We start from the raw sequence: 14,972 nt of genomic DNA on the forward strand, positions 1-14,972 counted from the left end.
TCAACGTCCTGACTTCATTCAGGAATTCAGGCGCGCAGCGCCGCGCCCAGCCGCTGGTTCACCTCCGTGATGATGCGCTGGTGGGCCGCCGTGACCTCCGCGTCGGTCAGCGTCCGCTCTGGCGAGCGGTACCTCAAGGCGTACGCCAGGTTCTTCTTCCCCTCGGGGATGGGCTTGCCCGTGTAGACGTCGAACACCAGCGCGTCCTCCACCAGCGGCGCCCCCACCTCCAGAATCACCCGGCGCACCTCCTCGTTGCGCAGCTCCAGCGGCACCACCACCGCCAGGTCCCGCAGCACCGCCGGGTACTTGGGCAGCGCCGCCGCCTGAGGCACCAGCCGTGCCGCCGCGTACAGCGGATCCGTGTCCAGCTCGAACACGAACACGCCCTCCGGCAGGCCCAGCGCCTTCGTCACGCGGGGATGCACCTCACCCACCAGGCCCAGCACCGTCCCGTCCTTCAGCGCCACCTGGGCGCAGCTGCGCGGGTGGTACGCGGGGGCCTCCGCCGGAGTGAACGTCGCGCCCTCCACGTGCAGTGCGTGCAGCAGCGCCTCCACCGCGCCCTTCGCGTCGTAGAAGTCCACGCGCGAGTCCTTCTGCGTCCAGGTCCGGCCACCGCCGCGCAGGCCCCACACCAGGCCCGCCACCCGAGGCACCTCGCGCGCCGCGGGGCGCATCCCCTGCCCGCCTTCCGCATCCCGGAAGTACGCCCGGCCCGTCTCGTACAGGCCCACCGACTCCACCTGATGGCGCACGCTGCGCGACAGGTTCTCCAGGAGGCCCGGCAGCAGGCTCGTGCGCATCACCGACTGCTCGACGCTCAGCGGGTTCAGGAGCGCGATGGGCGCTTCCTTCCCGCCCAGCACCTCCAGCGACTTCGGCGCCACGAACGAGTAGTTCACCACCTCGGACAGCCCCGCGCCGCCCAGGGCGTGGCGCAGCCGGCGCTCGGCCTCCATGGTCGGCGGCTCCGGCGCCAGCGTCTCCAGCCCTCGCGGCAGCTTCGCCGGGATGTTGTCGTAGCCGTACACGCGGGCGACCTCCTCCATCAGGTCCTCCTCCCGCTCCACGTCCACGCGCGCCCGCGGCACCTCGTACGTCGTCTGGCCCGCGGACTCGTCCACGGACTTGAAGCCCAGCGCCGTCAGGATGCGCCGGACCTCCGCCTCCGGCACCGCCACGCCCAGCACCTTCTCCACCCGCGCGTAGCGCAGCGTCGCCCGGCGCGGCGCCAGCGGCTCCGGCTGCACGTCCACCCGGCCCGGCACCACCGTGCCGCCCGACAGCTCCGCGATGAGCTGCGCGGCCCGATCCAACGCCGGCAGCACCGCGTCCAGGTCCGCCCCGCGCTCGAAGCGGTGCGACGCCTCCGTGTGCAGCGCGTAGCGCTTCGCGGACCGGCGCACGCCGGAGCCGTGGAAGTGCGCGGACTCGATGACGATGCGCTTCGTGCCCTGCGTCACCTCGCTGTCGCCGCCGCCCATCACGCCCGCCAGCGCCTGCGCCCGGTCGCGGTCCGCGATGACCAGGTCGTCCGCGTCCAGCGTGCGCTCCTTGTCATCCAGCGTGCGCAGCTTCTCGCCCTGCTTCGCGGTGCGGACGACGATCTCCTGGCCCGCCACCTTGTCCAGGTCGAACGCGTGCAGCGGCTGGCCGTACTCCAGGAGCACGTAGTTGGTGACGTCCACCACGTTGTTGATGGCGCGCACGCCGCACGCCTTCAGCCGGTCCTGCATCCACTGCGGCGACGGCTGGATGGTGACGCCCTCCACCACCCGCGCCGCGTAGCGCGAGCAGCGCTCCTTCGCGTCGATGCGCACCTTCACCAGCTCCGCCACGGCCTTGCCGGACTCCACGGGCTTGGGCTGCGGCACCTTTAGCTGCGCGCCCGTCACCACGCCCACCTCGCGCGCGATGCCCAGGTGGCTCAAGGCATCCGGCCGGTTCGGGGTGACGTTCACCTCCAGCACGGAGTCATCCAGCCCCAGCGCCTCCGCGATGGGGAGGCCCAGCTTCGTGTCCGCCGGGAGGATGAGCAGGCCGGACGAGTCCTCCGTGATGCCCAGCTCCTTCGCGGAGCAGAGCATGCCGAAGCTGTCCACGCCCCGGAGCGCGGCCTGCTTGATCTCCATGCCGTTGGGCAGCTTCGCGCCCACCGTGGCCAGCGGCACCTTGTCGCCGACCTTGAAGTTCTTCGCGCCGCACACCACCTGGAACAGCGCCGAGCCGCCGATGTCCACCTGCGTGACGGACAGCTTGTCCGCGTTCGGGTGCTGCACCGACTCGCGGATCTGCGCCACCACCACGCCGCGCAGGCCCTCGCCGGGGCGCTCCACGCCTTCAATCTCAAGGCCCGCCGCGGTCAGCTTGCGCGCCAGCTCGTCCACGGACGGCGGCAGCGCGACGTAATCACCCAGCCACTTCACTGAAATCTTCACAGGGTTTGTCCTCTTGCCTGGGGGGCCGGAATCAGAACTGCGCGAGGAAGCGGGCGTCGTTCTCGAACATCATCCGCAGGTCGTCGATGCCGTAGCGCAGCATGGCCAGGCGCTCCACGCCCATGCCGAACGCGTAGCCCGTGACCTCCTTCGGGTCGTAGCCCGCGGCGGTGAAGACGTTGGGGTGCACCATGCCGCTGCCCAGCACCTCCAGCCAGCCGGTCTGCTTGCACACGCGGCAGCCCTTGCCACCGCACGACGCACAGGTGACGTCCACCTCCGCGGAGGGCTCCGTGAAGGGGAAGAACGACGGGCGGAAGCGCGTGCGCGTCTCCGAGCCGAAGAACGCCTTCACGAACGCGTCCAGCGTCCCCTTCAGCTCCGCGAAGCTCACGTCCTTGTCCACGAGCAGGCCTTCCACCTGGTGGAACATGGGCGTGTGCGTGATGTCCGAATCCCGCCGGTACACCCGGCCCGGCATCACCGCGCGGATGGGCGGCTTGCGCGACAGCATGTGCCGCACCTGCACCGGCGACGTGTGCGTGCGCAGCAGCGACGGGCTGTCCGCCTTCTTCGCGTGGCCCAGGGTGGGCTCGTCCACGTAGAACGTGTCCTGCATGTCCCGCGCGGGGTGGTCCTTGGGCAGGTTCAGCGCCTCGAAGTTGAAGTAGTCGAGCTCGATCTCCGGGCCGACCGCCACCTCGAACCCGAGCCGCGCGAACGTCCGGACGATGTCCTCCAGCGTGCGCGACACCGGGTGCCGTCCGCCCGGCGGCACCGCGCGCCCGGGCAGCGTCACGTCCAGCCTGGGGCCCTTCAGCTGGGCCTCCAGCGCCGCGTCCTCCGCCCGCTTCGTGGCGTCCGCCAGCAGCTGCTCCAGCTCCGCCTTGACGGTGTTGGCAATCTCGCCCAGGGCCCGGCGCTCATCCGGGGGCAGCTTGCCCATGCCGCCCAGCACCGCGGACAGCTCACCCTTCTTGCCCAGGTAGCGGATGCGCAGGGCCTCCACCTGCGAGGGCTCCGACACGCCGGAGATCTCCTGGCGCGCCGCGTCCGCCAACGCCTGCAACCGGTCTCGCATGGTCCTCTTCCCGCCTTCCATTCACGCCCCGGAACGCCTCTGGCGCCGGGCAAAAAAAAGGGCCGCCCCCTGGTGGAGGCAGCCCGTTTCAGCTTCGGGAGCCGGCGTCACCGCCGGCCGTGTCTCAGGCTGCCTTCGCGATGTTGGCGATGGCGGCAAAGCCCGCGGGGTCCGCGATGGCCAGATCCGACAGGACCTTGCGGTCCAGGGAGATCTTCGCCTTCGCCAGGCCGGCGATCAGCTTCGAGTAGGACAGACCCACCGTGCGAGCGGCCGCGTTGATGCGGACGATCCACAGGGAGCGGAAGTTGCGCTTGCGCACCGCGCGGTCGCGGGTGGCGTAGTCCAGGGCGCGCTCGACGGCCTGGTTCGCACGGCGGTAGCAGTTCTTGCGACGGCCGCGGAAGCCCTTCGCAAGCTTCAGAATGCGATTACGACGACGACGAGCCTTGAATCCCTTTTTGACGCGCATGACACACTCCTGACTTCTGGAAGGGAGCCCCGGGGCGCTGGCCTCACGCCGCTCCGCCAGGACTCACGATTGGTTCAAACCCGAGGACGACTCAGGCGCCGTAGGGGAACAGCTCCTTGATGACCTTCTTCGCGTCCATGTCGCGCAGGTGGCCCGTGCCACGGTTGCCGCGCTTCTGCTTGGGCGTCTTGGAGAAGGTGAACAGGTGCTTGCTGAACGCCTTGCCGAACTTCACCTGGCCGCTCTTCTTCACGTGGAAGCGCTTCTTCGCGGCGCTGCGGGTCTTCAACTTGGGCATGATCCCAAACCTTCCTTCTGCCTGTCGGCCGGCAGTCTTCGTGACTGACGGCGGACCGGGACACACGGTTCCCGGACGCTTTGGGCGGAAGCCTCTATCACTCTTTTGCCGCGACAGGGGCAGGATTTCCTACCGCCGACGCGGAAACGACCGCCGCGGGGACCGCCGGCCTGCCTTCCTGCTTCTTCCCGGCCGCCTCCACCTGCTGGCGGGCCAGCTCGCGGGCACGCTGCGCCACCTTCGGGTTGGGGGCCAGGATCATGAACATCTGGCGCCCTTCCATCCGGGGGTGCTGCTCCACCACCGCGATTTCCTTCAGGTCCTTCACCACGTCGTCCAGGATGGCGCTCCCCAGCTCCTTGTGGGTGATTTCACGACCCCGGAACTGGATGGTGATTTTGGCCTTGTTCCCCTCTTCCAGGAACCGGCGGGTGTTGCGGACCTTGAACTCGTAGTCGTGCTCCTCCGTCTTGGGGCGGAGCTTCACCTCTTTCAGGTGGACCACGACCTGCTTCTTCTTGGCGTCCGAGGCCTTCTTCTTCTCCTCGTACTTGAACTTGCCGTAGTCCATGATCTTGCAGACCGGCGGCTTGGCCATGGGGGAGATCTCGACGAGGTCGAGTCCGTCCGCCTGGGCCCGCGCCAGGGCTGCTTCCAGGGACATCACTCCGAGCTGCTCGGCGTTGGGCCCGACGACGCGGACCTCCCGGGCTCGGATACGGCGATTGGTTCTCTGATCGCGAACGATGGGAGGACCCTCCGACGGTCGGGGAAGGAGGATGTCCTCCAATCCCCGGAAAGCCCGGCACGTAGTTCAGCCCGGACTGGGAGTCAAGTCCCCCACCCGCCTCAGGGCAGCGTGGCTTCCTTGGCCAGCAGGGCCTCGAAGTCCGCGTACTTCATCGTCTTCAGGTCCTCGCCGCCGTACCGGCGGGGGGCCACGGCGCCGGCCTCCACCTCGTTGTCACCCACCACCAGGGTGAAGGGGACCTTCTGCATCTGGGCTTCGCGGATCTTCGCGTTGAGCGTCATGCCGCGCTCGTCCAGCTCCACGCGGAAGCCCTTGGCGCGCAGGTCGTCACGCACCTTGCGGGCGTAGTCCAGCTGACGGTCCGCCACGGTGACGATGGTGGCCTGCACCGGGGCCAGCCAGGCGGGGAACGCGCCGGCGAAGTGCTCGATGAGGATGGCGGTGAAGCGCTCGAAGGAGCCGAAGATGGCGCGGTGCAGGACGACCGGGCGGTGCTCGGCGTTGTCCTCGCCCACGTAGGTGAGGTCGAAGCGCTCCGGGGCCAGGTAGTCCAGCTGCATGGTGCCCAGCTGCCACTTGCGGCCGATGCTGTCGGACACCGCGAAGTCGATCTTCGGGCCGTAGAAGGCGCCGTCGCCGGGGGCCAGCTCGTACTGGAGGTTCAGCGACTCCAGCGCCGCCTTGAGGCCGCCTTCCGCGCGGTCCCAGAGGGAGTCGTCGCCCAGGCGCTGCTCGGGGCGCGTGGACAGCTTCACCGCGTAGGTGAGGCCCACCGCCTTGTAGACGCGGTCCAGCAGCTGCACGAAGCGCCGCACCTCGTCGGTGATCTGGCTCTCCATGCAGTAGATGTGCGCGTCGTCCTGCGCGAACTGGCGCACGCGGGTGAGGCCGCCCAGGGAGCCCGCGGCCTCGTTGCGGTGGAGCACGTCCTGGGTGTGCAGGCGCAGGGGCAGGTCGCGGTAGCTGTGCTTCTTGAAGCCGAAGTACAGGTGGTGCGACGGGCAGTTCATCGGCTTGAGGGAGAAGTCGTGCTCGCCGGACTCGCTGTCGAGCACCAGGAACATGTTCTCCTTGTACTTGCCCCAGTGGCCGCTCGTCTCCCAGAGGCCCTTGTTGAACATCAGGGGCGTCTTGATCTCCACGTAGCCGTCACCGGCCGTGAGGCTGCGCATCCAGTTGGACAGCGTCTGGTAGAGCGCGGTGCCCTTGGGCGTCCAGAAGGCCGCGCCCGGCGAGTACGGGTGGAAGTGGAAGAGGTCCAGCTCCTTGCCCAGCTTGCGGTGGTCGCGCTTGCGGGCCTCTTCAATGCGCGTGAGGTACGCGTCCAGCGCCTTCTTGTCGAAGAAGGCCGTGCCGTAGACACGCTGGAGCATGGGGTTGCGGTGGTCACCGCGCCAGTACGCGCCGCTGGAGGAGAGGATCTTGATGACGCCGATCTTCCCCGTGCTGGGCGCGTGGGGCCCCAGGCAGAAGTCCACCCAGTCGCCGTGGGTGTAGAGCGTGAGCGTCTTGGCGCCCTTGGCGGCGATGTCCTTGACGATCTCCACCTTGAACTTCTCGCCCTTCTCCTCGAAGAGCTTGATGGCGTCCTCCATGGAGATCTCGGTGCGGACGAACGGCATGTCCTGCTTGAGCTCCGCGTTGGCGGCCGCTTCGATCTTCTCCAGCTCCTCCGGCGTGAAGGGCTTCTCGCGGAAGAAGTCGTAGTAGAAGCCCTCCTCCGTCGCGGGACCGATGGTCACCTGCGTGCCGGGGAACAGCTTCTGCACGGCGCTGGCCACCACGTGCGCGGCGTCGTGACGGATGAGGTCCAGGCCTTCCGGGCTCTTGGACGTGAAGATCTGCAGCTTCGCGTCCTCGTCGAGCGTCCGGGCCAGGTCCATGTCCTGGCCGTTGACCCGGGCGAACAGGGCCGCCTTCGCGAGCCCCACGCCGATGCTGCCCTTCACGAAGTCCGCGATGGTCGTGCCCCGGGCGGTCTGCTTCTGGCTGCCGTCGGGGAGCGTCACCGTGATGGATTCGGACATGGCGGATAAACCCCTGAGCTGAAAAAACCGCGGGCGGCAGGCTTTTGAGAAAGCCGGCCGCCCGCGAGATGGATCACTTACTGATGATGGGTCGTAGTGGGATCGAACCACTGACCCCTACCGTGTCAAGGTAGTGCTCTACCGCTGAGCTAACGACCCGTCGTGCGGATGGGCGCGGGGAATAACAGCGGGCTCCCGCACCTGTCAAGGAACATGAGCACGGGGTGCTGATCTTCCCGCGTTCACGTCTCCAACAACGCGCGGACGCGTTTCATCACCGCGTCGAACATGGCGGGGGTGAGCCTCCCCGTCTGGGTGTTCTGCTGGCTGACGTGGTAGCTGCCCACGAGCCACCGGCCATCCGGCAGCCGGTACTCGGCGCCATGGCCGAAGGCGGGCCGGGGCGTGGGAATCCGGTTGCCCGTGCGGGCGGCGGACGCCAGCGCGGCGTTCCACCCGATGGCCCCCAGGGCGAGCAGCACCCGTCCGGGCAGCAGCGCCATCTCCCGGTCCAGGAAGGGCGCGCAGCGGGCCAGCTCCTCCGGCAGCGGCTTGTTGTCCGGCGGGGCGCACCGGCCGGCGGCGACGATGAAGGCGTCCGTCAGCTTCAGCCCGTCGTCCCGGTGCTCGCTGTGGGCCTGGTTCGCGAAGCCCGCCCGCTGGAGGCCCGCGTAGAGGAAGTCCCCGGAGCGGTCCCCGGTGAACATCCGCCCCGTCCGGTTGGCCCCGTGCGCGGCGGGTGCCAGCCCCACGATGATCAGCCGGGCCCTGGGGTCGCCGAACCCGGGGACGGGTTTGCCCCAGTAGTCCCAGTCGCGGTAGGCGCGCCGCTTCACGCGGGCCACCTCTTCACGCCAGGCCACCAGCCGGGGACAGGCCCAGCAGGCGATGATCTCCTGATGCAGCTTCTCCAGCTTCGTCACGGCGCGCGTGCGCTCCCCTTGTAGAGCTCCGTGCGGCGGTAGCGCTGGAGGACGACGCTCAGGACGACCTTGAGGATGGCGCTGGCCGGGACCGCGAGGAGGATGCCCACGAACCCGAACAGCTCACCGAAGGCCAGCACCGCGATGATGACCGCCACGGGGGCCAGGCCCACCTTCTCCCCCACGACGCGCGGGGTGATGACGAAGCCCTCGGCCAGCTGCCCGATAATGAAGGTGGCCGCCACCACCGCCAGCTGCCACGGCCCCTGCCAGGACAGCAGGACGCCCAGGAGGGCCAGCACCACGCCGATGCCCGTGCCCAGGTAGGGCACCATGTTGCCGAAGCCGGCGATGAGGCCAATGGCGATGGCCAGGTCGATGCGCGCCACGGACAGGCCCACCGCGTAGAGCACCGACAGGATGGCGCCCACGGTGAGCTGGCCCTGGACGAAGGCGGACAGCACCTCGTCCACCTCACGGAAGCGCTGGCTCACCAGCGCCACCGAGCGGCGCGGCAGCAGGTCCTGGATGCGCCCCATGAGGCGCGGGTAGTCCTGGAGGAAGAAGAACGCCAGCACCGGCACCACGGACAGGCCCAGGAGCGTGGCTGCGAAGCGCGCGGTGTTGCCGGCGAAGCTCGCCACCAGCCGGGCCGCCGTGGGGCCCGCGCTCTGGAGCAGCTCGGAGGCCTTCTCTCCCAGCTCCGCGGTGCGCTGGCTCACCAGGTCCGGCAGCGACACGCCCAAAAGCGACTCCACCTGCGGCACCACCTGAGTGCTGGCGCGCTGGAAGAAGCCGGGCAGCTTCGCGGCCTCGTCGCGGAACACCGGCACCAGGTACAGACCCGCGCCCACCATCAGGAGCGTGCCCGCGAAGAAGAGGATGGACGTGCCCCAGGTGCGGTCCACGCCGCGCTTCTCCAGCAGCGTGACGAGCGGGTTGAACGCGTACGCGCCCGTCAGCGCCAGCAGCACCGGCACCGCCACCCCGCCGAACACGGACAGCAGCGCGAACACCAGCGCCAGCGAGCCCACCATCACCGCGGACCAGACGAAGTCGACCCGGCGGGCCTCCGCCTCATCCAGGGCCGAAGGGTCGCCGGCCGGGGGGACGGGCTCCGGTTGCACGACGTGCAGCACCGGGGACACCTCCGGGGGCGCGCCAGGCTGGGGAACCCTCACCGCGCGCTCACTGCCTCTCTTGCGACGTCCGATGGCTGCCTCCTGTCCCCGCCCATCCTACGGCGTCTTCGACCCTTGATTGCGGTCCATGAACGCGCGGGAGGCCTCGCCCGGCCCCTCGCTCAGGGAGGAATGGAGCCGCTTTCGGGTCCCAGGGGCCGGAGCTTCACGTTCAGCGACACGCGGGCTCCGCTGGGTTGGTAGTAGGTCGTGTAGGGATAGAAGCCGCGCTTCTTCACTTCGACCTGGTGGAAGCCCGCGTCCATCAGCCGCAGGCTCCGCGACACCCCGGCGTAGTCGCTGCACGTCCCCTGCTCCACGCCGTCCAGCAGGACCTGCGCGTCCGCCGGCTCGCACCGGAGCACCAGGTCGCCGCGCTTGGCGGCGTTGGCCGCCATCAACTGCTCCGCGCGGGCCACCGTCGCGGGCTGCTCCTGCTTCGCCGCGCAGCCGCCTGTCAGCAGCACCAGTCCCGCGAACAGCGCTGTCGTCCGGACGCGGGCCATGGGCGCTACTGGGTGACGATGGCGACCCGGCCCTCGGCCAGGAAGCGCGTGTTCGCTTCGGTGAGCGCGCGGATGCCCTCGGCGCTCAGGACCAGGTCGGAGCCCTGGAGCTGCGCGGCCTTCACCACCAGGGGCTTGTCGCCCACGCGCGAGGCCTTGCGGGCGGCGTCCAGGCTGTTGAACCACGCGGCGACGCCCGCCGTGCCGCGCGCCTCCTGCGTCAGCACCGTCGCGCCGTAGAGCGGCTTGCCCGTCGTGTCCACCAGCCGGGGTGCGAGCACCGGCTTCGCGCCCAGCCCGCGCGCGTCCACCACGAGGCCCGTGTACTTCGCCGCGCCTTCGGCGTTGAGCACGATGGCCGGCTCCTGCGCGGGCGTCAGCGCTGCGGTGAGCGCCGCGAGCGGCACCTCCACGTCCATCTCCACGCCGCTGTCGGAGAAGTAGCGCGTGGCCACGACCTTGTAGGCGCGCATGGCCGTTTCAATGCGGGTCTTCACATCCTCGCGCGTGAGCTCGTCGCCCACGGTGCGGCCGGCGCTCACCTGGATGCCCTTGGCCTGATCCATCAGGTTGCGGAAGGCGTCCTGCTTCGCGGCGCGCTCGGCGCCCAGGCGGGCCTGACCGGGGTTGGCGGCCTTGAGGTCCGGAGCCCCGGCGCCCGTGGCGCGCAGGATCTGGCCCTCCCAGTTGATGCCCGGGGCCCCCGAGCCGCGCACGGGTTCAGCGGCGGGGGTCGCGGGTGCGGCGACCTTCGCTTCCTTGCCCTGGCCCAGCGCCGTCAGCGGCACGACCAGCAACAATCCCCACAGCGAACGCCTCACGGAGCACTCCTCCCGTTGTCGCCGCCGCGAAAAGTCGGCGAGCGCACAGGGAACCTCTCCGGTCATTCAAGGGGGTCACTTCGCGCGAAGTCAAGGCGACCCGGGCAGAGGCGGATCCGCCAGCTTCGTGTACCGCGAACCGCCGGTGGCACCGCGCAATCGCGGTGGCGCACGCGGAGGGTAATGCCTTGCGTCAGTTGCCGTTGCTGTGACGGTCGACGTAGGCGTCGATCATCTTGCGGTGCCGCTCGGTGAGCAGCGTGAAGCGCACGCCGGACTGCTCCTTGCGGCCCAGTTCCTTCCACTCGCGTACGACTTCACCCTCGGCGTAGATGATCTCCTCGGAGCCGGGGAGCTGGAACTGGAGGCCCACGCGGCGCGCGTCGTGCTGGGGCTCGATGAGGCGCGAGAGGCTGACGCCCTCCTGGCTGATGTCCGCGGCCCGGGTCATGTACGGCACGCCGCCCATGTACTTGTTGAGGTAGATGTCCAGGGGCGCCCGATTGGCCTTCCGCTTCTCGCTCATTGGCTCATGACCTCCAGCAGGTGCAACAGGCTGCTGCGGGGGTGCAGCGACCTGAAGGCACAGTACGTTCAGACGTCATGCGCGCAAGAAAACGGCGGCCCTCCAGCGCGCCAGGCGAGCCTGCGTGCGCCGTGGTTTTCCGCTCGCTGGATTCTTCGCGTTGGCCTGTGCGCGCGGATGACCGACCGGCGGCGCATGAGCGGCCCTATAGTCCCCTCCGTTCTCGTGAAAGGCGGAAGCATGCGTATGCAGTGGAAGGCGGCCCTGGTCCTGATGCTCGGTGCTCCGGGCCTTGCCCTGGCCCAGGCCCCGACGAAGACCTCCAAGCCGGCCGCCGCGCCCGAGGCCGCCGCGAAGGCGGCGCCGCTGGAGCTCCAGACGGATGATCAGAAGACCGTCTACGCGCTGGGCGTCTCGCTGGGCCAGAGCGTGACGGCGCTCGCCCTCAGCCCCGAGGAGCTGCAGCTGCTCCAGCGCGGCCTCCAGGACGCGGTCCATGGCACCGCGCCCGCCGTGGATCCGAAGGAGTACGGCCCGAAGATCCAGGCGCTCGCGAAGGCGCGACTGGCCCAGGTCAACGCCGCCACGCTGGAGCGCGCGGCCAAGGAGCCCGGGGCCACGAAGCTGCCCTCCGGCGTCATCTACCGCGAGCTCAAGGCCGGCACCGGCAAGTCGCCCCGCGCCATCGACACCGTGAAGGTGCACTACCAGGGCGTCCTGGTGGACGGCACGGAGTTCGACAGCTCCTACAAGCGCGGCATGGCGGTGGAGTTCCCGCTCAACGGCGTCATCCCCTGCTGGACCCAGGGCGTGCAGAAGATGAAGGTCGGCGGCAAGGCGAAGCTCACCTGCCCCGGGAACACCGCGTACGGTGAGCGCCCGCCCTCGGGCTCGCGCATCCCGCCCAACGCCGTGCTCACCTTCGACGTGGAGCTGGTGGAGATCCCCGGCAACACCGCCGCCACGCCGTAGTCCACCCACGACGGGGACCCGCGCGTGGCGGGTCCCCGCGAAGGTTCTACCCCTGGGACACCTTCACGGACCGGCCGCCAAAGGGCGGGTCGGCCGTGATGGCCTGGGCCAGGCGGTCCGAGAACGCGCGTCCCTCCCGCTGGAAGGACTCGGTCTCCTCCGCGTTCAGGCGCACGCGCACCTCGAACTGCATGATGCCGCCCACCACGACCTCGATGGACAGCGCCCCGTCCTGCTCGCGCAGCACGCGGTACAGGAGCGGGCTCAGGAGGAGCACCTCCTCGTCGCTCACGGGATCTCCGCCACCTGCGTGTCCGCCACCGGGGCGTTGATGACCATCACCTCCGGCGCGCCGCCGGACGTGTAGCCGCCGAACTTGAAGCAGTCCGTGTCCTCCGGCGTCTGGCACTTCCACACGCCGGGGTCCGCGTCCACCGGCAGGCGCGTGCAGATCTTCTGCGCGCCCAGGTCCAGCGTCATCATCCGCAGCGGGCCCTCGAAGTTCTTCGCCGGCAGGCCCAGCGCCTGGCCCAGCACCGCCGGGTCGTGCTTGCCGTCCGCCGTCTTCGACTTCTCCACCGCGCCGTGGATGGCCGCCGACGGCGCCGCGAACAGGTAGCAGGCCGTGTCGTTGCAGCGGCCGAAGTTCTTCGCGCCCGTCTGCACCACGAACTTCTGGTACGCGCTGTCCGTCATCAGCCAGGACACCCTGCGGTCCGGGAAGTTCTTCGCGATGTGCTGATCAATCCCGTAGGGGCTGGCCATCGCGTCCGCCTCCTTGGAGATGGCCTTCTGCGTGTCGTCGCAGTGCTCCACCAGCGACGCCGGCGTCGGCTCCGTCGTGTCCGGGGTCTTCGTGCCGCCCTTCGTCGTCGCACAGCCCACGAGGGTCGACAGGGAGCCCAGCACCAGCGCACGAGAGATGAAATTCAAGGCAAATCCTCCAGATGAGTTAAATGAGGAATGCCCGACTATCACAGTGCGGCTTCGGTGGCGCGCAACAAAGCATCCGCGCTGACGGGGGCCCCGGTGGCGTGGCGCATCCATTCGTCCGGGGTGACGGAGCCGAAGGTGGCCATGCGCTCGAACTCCGCGCCCAGCGGGCCGTGCTGCTTCAGGTGCTCTTCAATCTGGAAGGCGATGAGGTGCCCGAGCGGGTAGTCCGGCAGGTACAGCGGGTAGCTGATCATGTGGCTGTAGATGCCCAGCACGGCGCTGTCCTTCTTCCCCAGCACGGGCGCGTAGTAGCGGTTCCACACGTCGCGCGACAGGTCCGCCACCGCGTCGCGCAGCTGGGCGGGCGTGGCGTCCGGGTGTTCGTACATCCAGTGCCACGTGGCCATGTCCACCAGCGCCACGCCGGCGATCTCCCAGGACTGCCAGAAGTCGTTGAGCACGCGCTCGCTGGTCGCGTCCGGCTGGCCCAGGCCCAGCAGCTCCAGGTCGCGTGCCTGGAAGACGAAGGCCAGCGCCTCCGTGAAGGCGTTGTTGGGGACGCCGGACAACAGCGTGTGGTCCACCTGGTACAGGCTGAAGACCTGCTCCACGTTGTGCCCCAGCTCGTGCACCGCGATGTTGTAGCCCTTGTAGTCCATGCCCCCCTTCTCCACGCGCGTGCGCAGGCGGGGGAAGTCGCCCCGGCGCAGCGCCTGCTGGGCATGGCCGGCGCCCCGGGACGCGTCCACGCGGATGTACGAGGCGAGCACGTCCGCCTTCTCCCGCGTGAAGCCCAGGCTCTGGAGGATGCGCGGGATGTCGCGCGCGAAGGCGTCCGCCGTGGGGTAGCGCTTGCGCGTCAGCGCGTCCAGCTGCGCCTCCGGCACCTTCGCGCCCGGACGGAAGCCCGGGTACCACAGGTCCTGAGGCTCCAGCGGGCGGCCCAGGCGCGTCTCAATCAGCTTCGCCACGCGCGGCACCAGCGGGGACTCCAGCAGCTGCGTGAGCAGCGCGCGCACGCGCTCCTCCGGCAGGCCGCGGTCCAGCTCGAAGGCGCGGGCGATGCGCGTGGGCGCCACCGGCGAATACGGGTCCACCTTGCGCGACGCATTGAACGTGGCGAGCAGCCTCGCGTAGCGCGTGTCCGGCTCCGGCGCGGCGTCCGCCTTGGCAGGCCGCTGGGGCGCGTTCGCCTCCACCGTCTCCGGCGGCGCCACGGTGACCTTGTTGGTGAAGGGGTCCCAGTCCACGCGCGGGTTGTCGATGACGGCGGCGGGAATGGTCTGCGTGACGATGCGCTCCATCACCTGGACGATGGCGCGCTGCTTCGCCAGCCCCCGCGGATCCGTGTAGTCCGCCTTGAGTTCGTCGCGCAGGTTCCAGTGGCTGATGAGGCGCAGGCCCTGGGGGAAGAGCCGCTGGCCCTTCGCGTCCACCAGGTGGTGCATCCAGACGTTGTACTCGGCGATGTAGAGGTTCGCGTCCGCGATGGCCTGCGACACCTTCTGCTCCACCGCCGCGGGCACGCGCCGGTTGAACCGTGACGCGAGCTTCGCCTCCGCCCACTGGCGCCGCGTCCAGTTCGGGCCCTCCTTCACGCGCTCGGCCAGGGTGGTGAGCGGGAAGTTGAGCAGCACGACGAAGCCCGGCTTCGCGTTGAACAGGTCCGAGGTGACGTTGGCGGAAGGGTCATACGCCGCGAGCAGCGGCTCCACCGGCAAGAGCGGCCCCAGGTCCAGGTCCGTGAACCACTGGAGCTCGCGGCCCAGCTCGTTCATGTGGCCGTCGAACTGTTCGAACAGCCCTTCGAAGCGCGTGAACGTCGCGTCCAGCCGCGGGCCCGTGGGAAGGAACTGCTCGCGCGCGAAGGCCGCCAGGTCCCCGTCCTCCGGGCGCCACAGCGCGGCCACCTGCTCCACGCCGCGCTCGATGCGGGCGCGCTGCGCCTCGCCGTGCTGCTCCACCAGCTCCTGCTTGAGCGCGGCAAGTGACGCTTTCGTCACGGGCGCGGACGGCGCGGGCGCGGTGGTGGAGGCC

At 69.6% G+C, this 14,972-nt stretch carries 14 protein-coding genes, 1 tRNA gene and 1 pseudogene; 1 reads left to right on the plus strand and 15 read right to left on the minus strand.

What is annotated here, in order from left to right:
- Window positions 1-26: 26 nt before the first annotated feature.
- The 12 genes and pseudogenes from pheT to D7X55_RS01415 all read right to left on the minus strand — a co-directional run bounded on the left by pheT (window position 27) and on the right by D7X55_RS01415 (window position 11,027).
- Window positions 27-2,441, minus strand: a complete 2,415-nt coding sequence (gene pheT / locus D7X55_RS01360; protein WP_121721984.1) for a phenylalanine--tRNA ligase subunit beta — start codon at window positions 2,439-2,441, stop codon at window positions 27-29.
- Window positions 2,442-2,472: 31 nt separating this feature from the next.
- Complete coding sequence (gene pheS / locus D7X55_RS01365) at window positions 2,473-3,522, minus strand: phenylalanine--tRNA ligase subunit alpha (RefSeq protein ID WP_120547021.1); 1,050 nt, start codon at window positions 3,520-3,522, stop codon at window positions 2,473-2,475.
- A gap of 124 nt (window positions 3,523-3,646) precedes the next feature.
- Window positions 3,647-3,994, minus strand: coding sequence for a 50S ribosomal protein L20 (gene rplT / locus D7X55_RS01370; RefSeq protein WP_014397247.1), 348 nt, complete (start codon window positions 3,992-3,994; stop codon window positions 3,647-3,649).
- A gap of 91 nt (window positions 3,995-4,085) precedes the next feature.
- Window positions 4,086-4,292 carry a 50S ribosomal protein L35 gene (rpmI, locus tag D7X55_RS01375; RefSeq protein WP_014397248.1) on the minus strand — a complete coding sequence of 69 codons (207 nt, stop codon included), beginning with the start codon at window positions 4,290-4,292 and terminating at the stop codon, window positions 4,086-4,088.
- A 238-nt stretch (window positions 4,293-4,530) separates the two neighbouring features.
- A pseudogene (infC, locus tag D7X55_RS01380) lies at window positions 4,531-5,040 on the minus strand (translation initiation factor IF-3); the annotation flags it as partial.
- A gap of 101 nt (window positions 5,041-5,141) precedes the next feature.
- Window positions 5,142-7,070, minus strand: coding sequence for a threonine--tRNA ligase (gene thrS, locus D7X55_RS01385; RefSeq protein WP_120547022.1), 1,929 nt, complete (start codon window positions 7,068-7,070; stop codon window positions 5,142-5,144).
- An 87-nt stretch (window positions 7,071-7,157) separates the two neighbouring features.
- Window positions 7,158-7,229: transfer RNA gene (locus tag D7X55_RS01390), tRNA-Val, on the minus strand.
- An 83-nt stretch (window positions 7,230-7,312) separates the two neighbouring features.
- Window positions 7,313-7,993 carry a uracil-DNA glycosylase gene (locus D7X55_RS01395; protein ID WP_121721985.1) on the minus strand — a complete coding sequence of 227 codons (681 nt, stop codon included), beginning with the start codon at window positions 7,991-7,993 and terminating at the stop codon, window positions 7,313-7,315.
- Complete coding sequence (locus D7X55_RS01400) at window positions 7,990-9,174, minus strand: AI-2E family transporter (protein ID WP_120547024.1); 1,185 nt, start codon at window positions 9,172-9,174, stop codon at window positions 7,990-7,992. The genes D7X55_RS01395 and D7X55_RS01400 overlap by 4 nt, the downstream gene beginning before the upstream one ends.
- Before the next feature lie 122 nt (window positions 9,175-9,296).
- On the minus strand, window positions 9,297-9,680 hold the full coding sequence (locus tag D7X55_RS01405) for a PEGA domain-containing protein (RefSeq protein WP_121721986.1): 384 nt from the start codon (window positions 9,678-9,680) through the stop codon (window positions 9,297-9,299).
- Between the two features lie 5 nt (window positions 9,681-9,685).
- Window positions 9,686-10,501: a hypothetical protein gene (locus D7X55_RS01410; RefSeq protein ID WP_121721987.1), complete on the minus strand. Its 816-nt coding sequence runs from the start codon at window positions 10,499-10,501 to the stop codon at window positions 9,686-9,688.
- A gap of 193 nt (window positions 10,502-10,694) precedes the next feature.
- The gene (locus D7X55_RS01415) at window positions 10,695-11,027 is read right to left on the minus strand and encodes a PilZ domain-containing protein (RefSeq protein ID WP_120547027.1); all 333 of its coding nucleotides are present in this window, start codon (window positions 11,025-11,027) and stop codon (window positions 10,695-10,697) included.
- A gap of 240 nt (window positions 11,028-11,267) precedes the next feature.
- Here D7X55_RS01415 and D7X55_RS01420 point away from each other — a divergent pair, with 240 nt between their 5' ends.
- Complete coding sequence (locus D7X55_RS01420) at window positions 11,268-11,999, plus strand: FKBP-type peptidyl-prolyl cis-trans isomerase (RefSeq protein WP_120547028.1); 732 nt, start codon at window positions 11,268-11,270, stop codon at window positions 11,997-11,999.
- A gap of 46 nt (window positions 12,000-12,045) precedes the next feature.
- Here D7X55_RS01420 and D7X55_RS01425 read toward each other — a convergent pair whose 3' ends face one another.
- From D7X55_RS01425 to D7X55_RS01435, 3 genes are read right to left on the minus strand one after another with little or no spacing between them, the layout of a single operon-like run.
- Window positions 12,046-12,291: a hypothetical protein gene (locus tag D7X55_RS01425; RefSeq protein WP_120547029.1), complete on the minus strand. Its 246-nt coding sequence runs from the start codon at window positions 12,289-12,291 to the stop codon at window positions 12,046-12,048.
- Complete coding sequence (locus D7X55_RS01430) at window positions 12,288-12,932, minus strand: hypothetical protein (protein WP_120547030.1); 645 nt, start codon at window positions 12,930-12,932, stop codon at window positions 12,288-12,290. The genes D7X55_RS01425 and D7X55_RS01430 overlap by 4 nt, the downstream gene beginning before the upstream one ends.
- Window positions 12,933-12,973: 41 nt before the next feature.
- Complete coding sequence (locus tag D7X55_RS01435) at window positions 12,974-14,938, minus strand: hypothetical protein (RefSeq protein WP_121721988.1); 1,965 nt, start codon at window positions 14,936-14,938, stop codon at window positions 12,974-12,976.
- Window positions 14,939-14,972 lie beyond the last annotated feature (34 nt).

It is taken from the genome of Corallococcus sp. AB049A (assembly GCF_003668885.1).
GTDB lineage: Bacteria > Myxococcota > Myxococcia > Myxococcales > Myxococcaceae > Corallococcus > Corallococcus interemptor.

Coding starts and splice junctions, on each gene's coding strand:
- rplT (WP_014397247.1), bottom strand. CDS start 3,994: ATGCGCGTCAAAAAGGGATTCAAGGCTCGTCGTCGTCGTAATCGCATT.
- pheS (WP_120547021.1), bottom strand. CDS start 3,522: ATGCGAGACCGGTTGCAGGCGTTGGCGGACGCGGCGCGCCAGGAGATC.
- rpmI (WP_014397248.1), bottom strand. CDS start 4,292: ATGCCCAAGTTGAAGACCCGCAGCGCCGCGAAGAAGCGCTTCCACGTG.
- D7X55_RS01405 (WP_121721986.1), bottom strand. CDS start 9,680: ATGGCCCGCGTCCGGACGACAGCGCTGTTCGCGGGACTGGTGCTGCTG.
- thrS (WP_120547022.1), bottom strand. CDS start 7,070: ATGTCCGAATCCATCACGGTGACGCTCCCCGACGGCAGCCAGAAGCAG.
- D7X55_RS01415 (WP_120547027.1), bottom strand. CDS start 11,027: ATGAGCGAGAAGCGGAAGGCCAATCGGGCGCCCCTGGACATCTACCTC.
- D7X55_RS01420 (WP_120547028.1), top strand. CDS start 11,268: ATGCGTATGCAGTGGAAGGCGGCCCTGGTCCTGATGCTCGGTGCTCCG.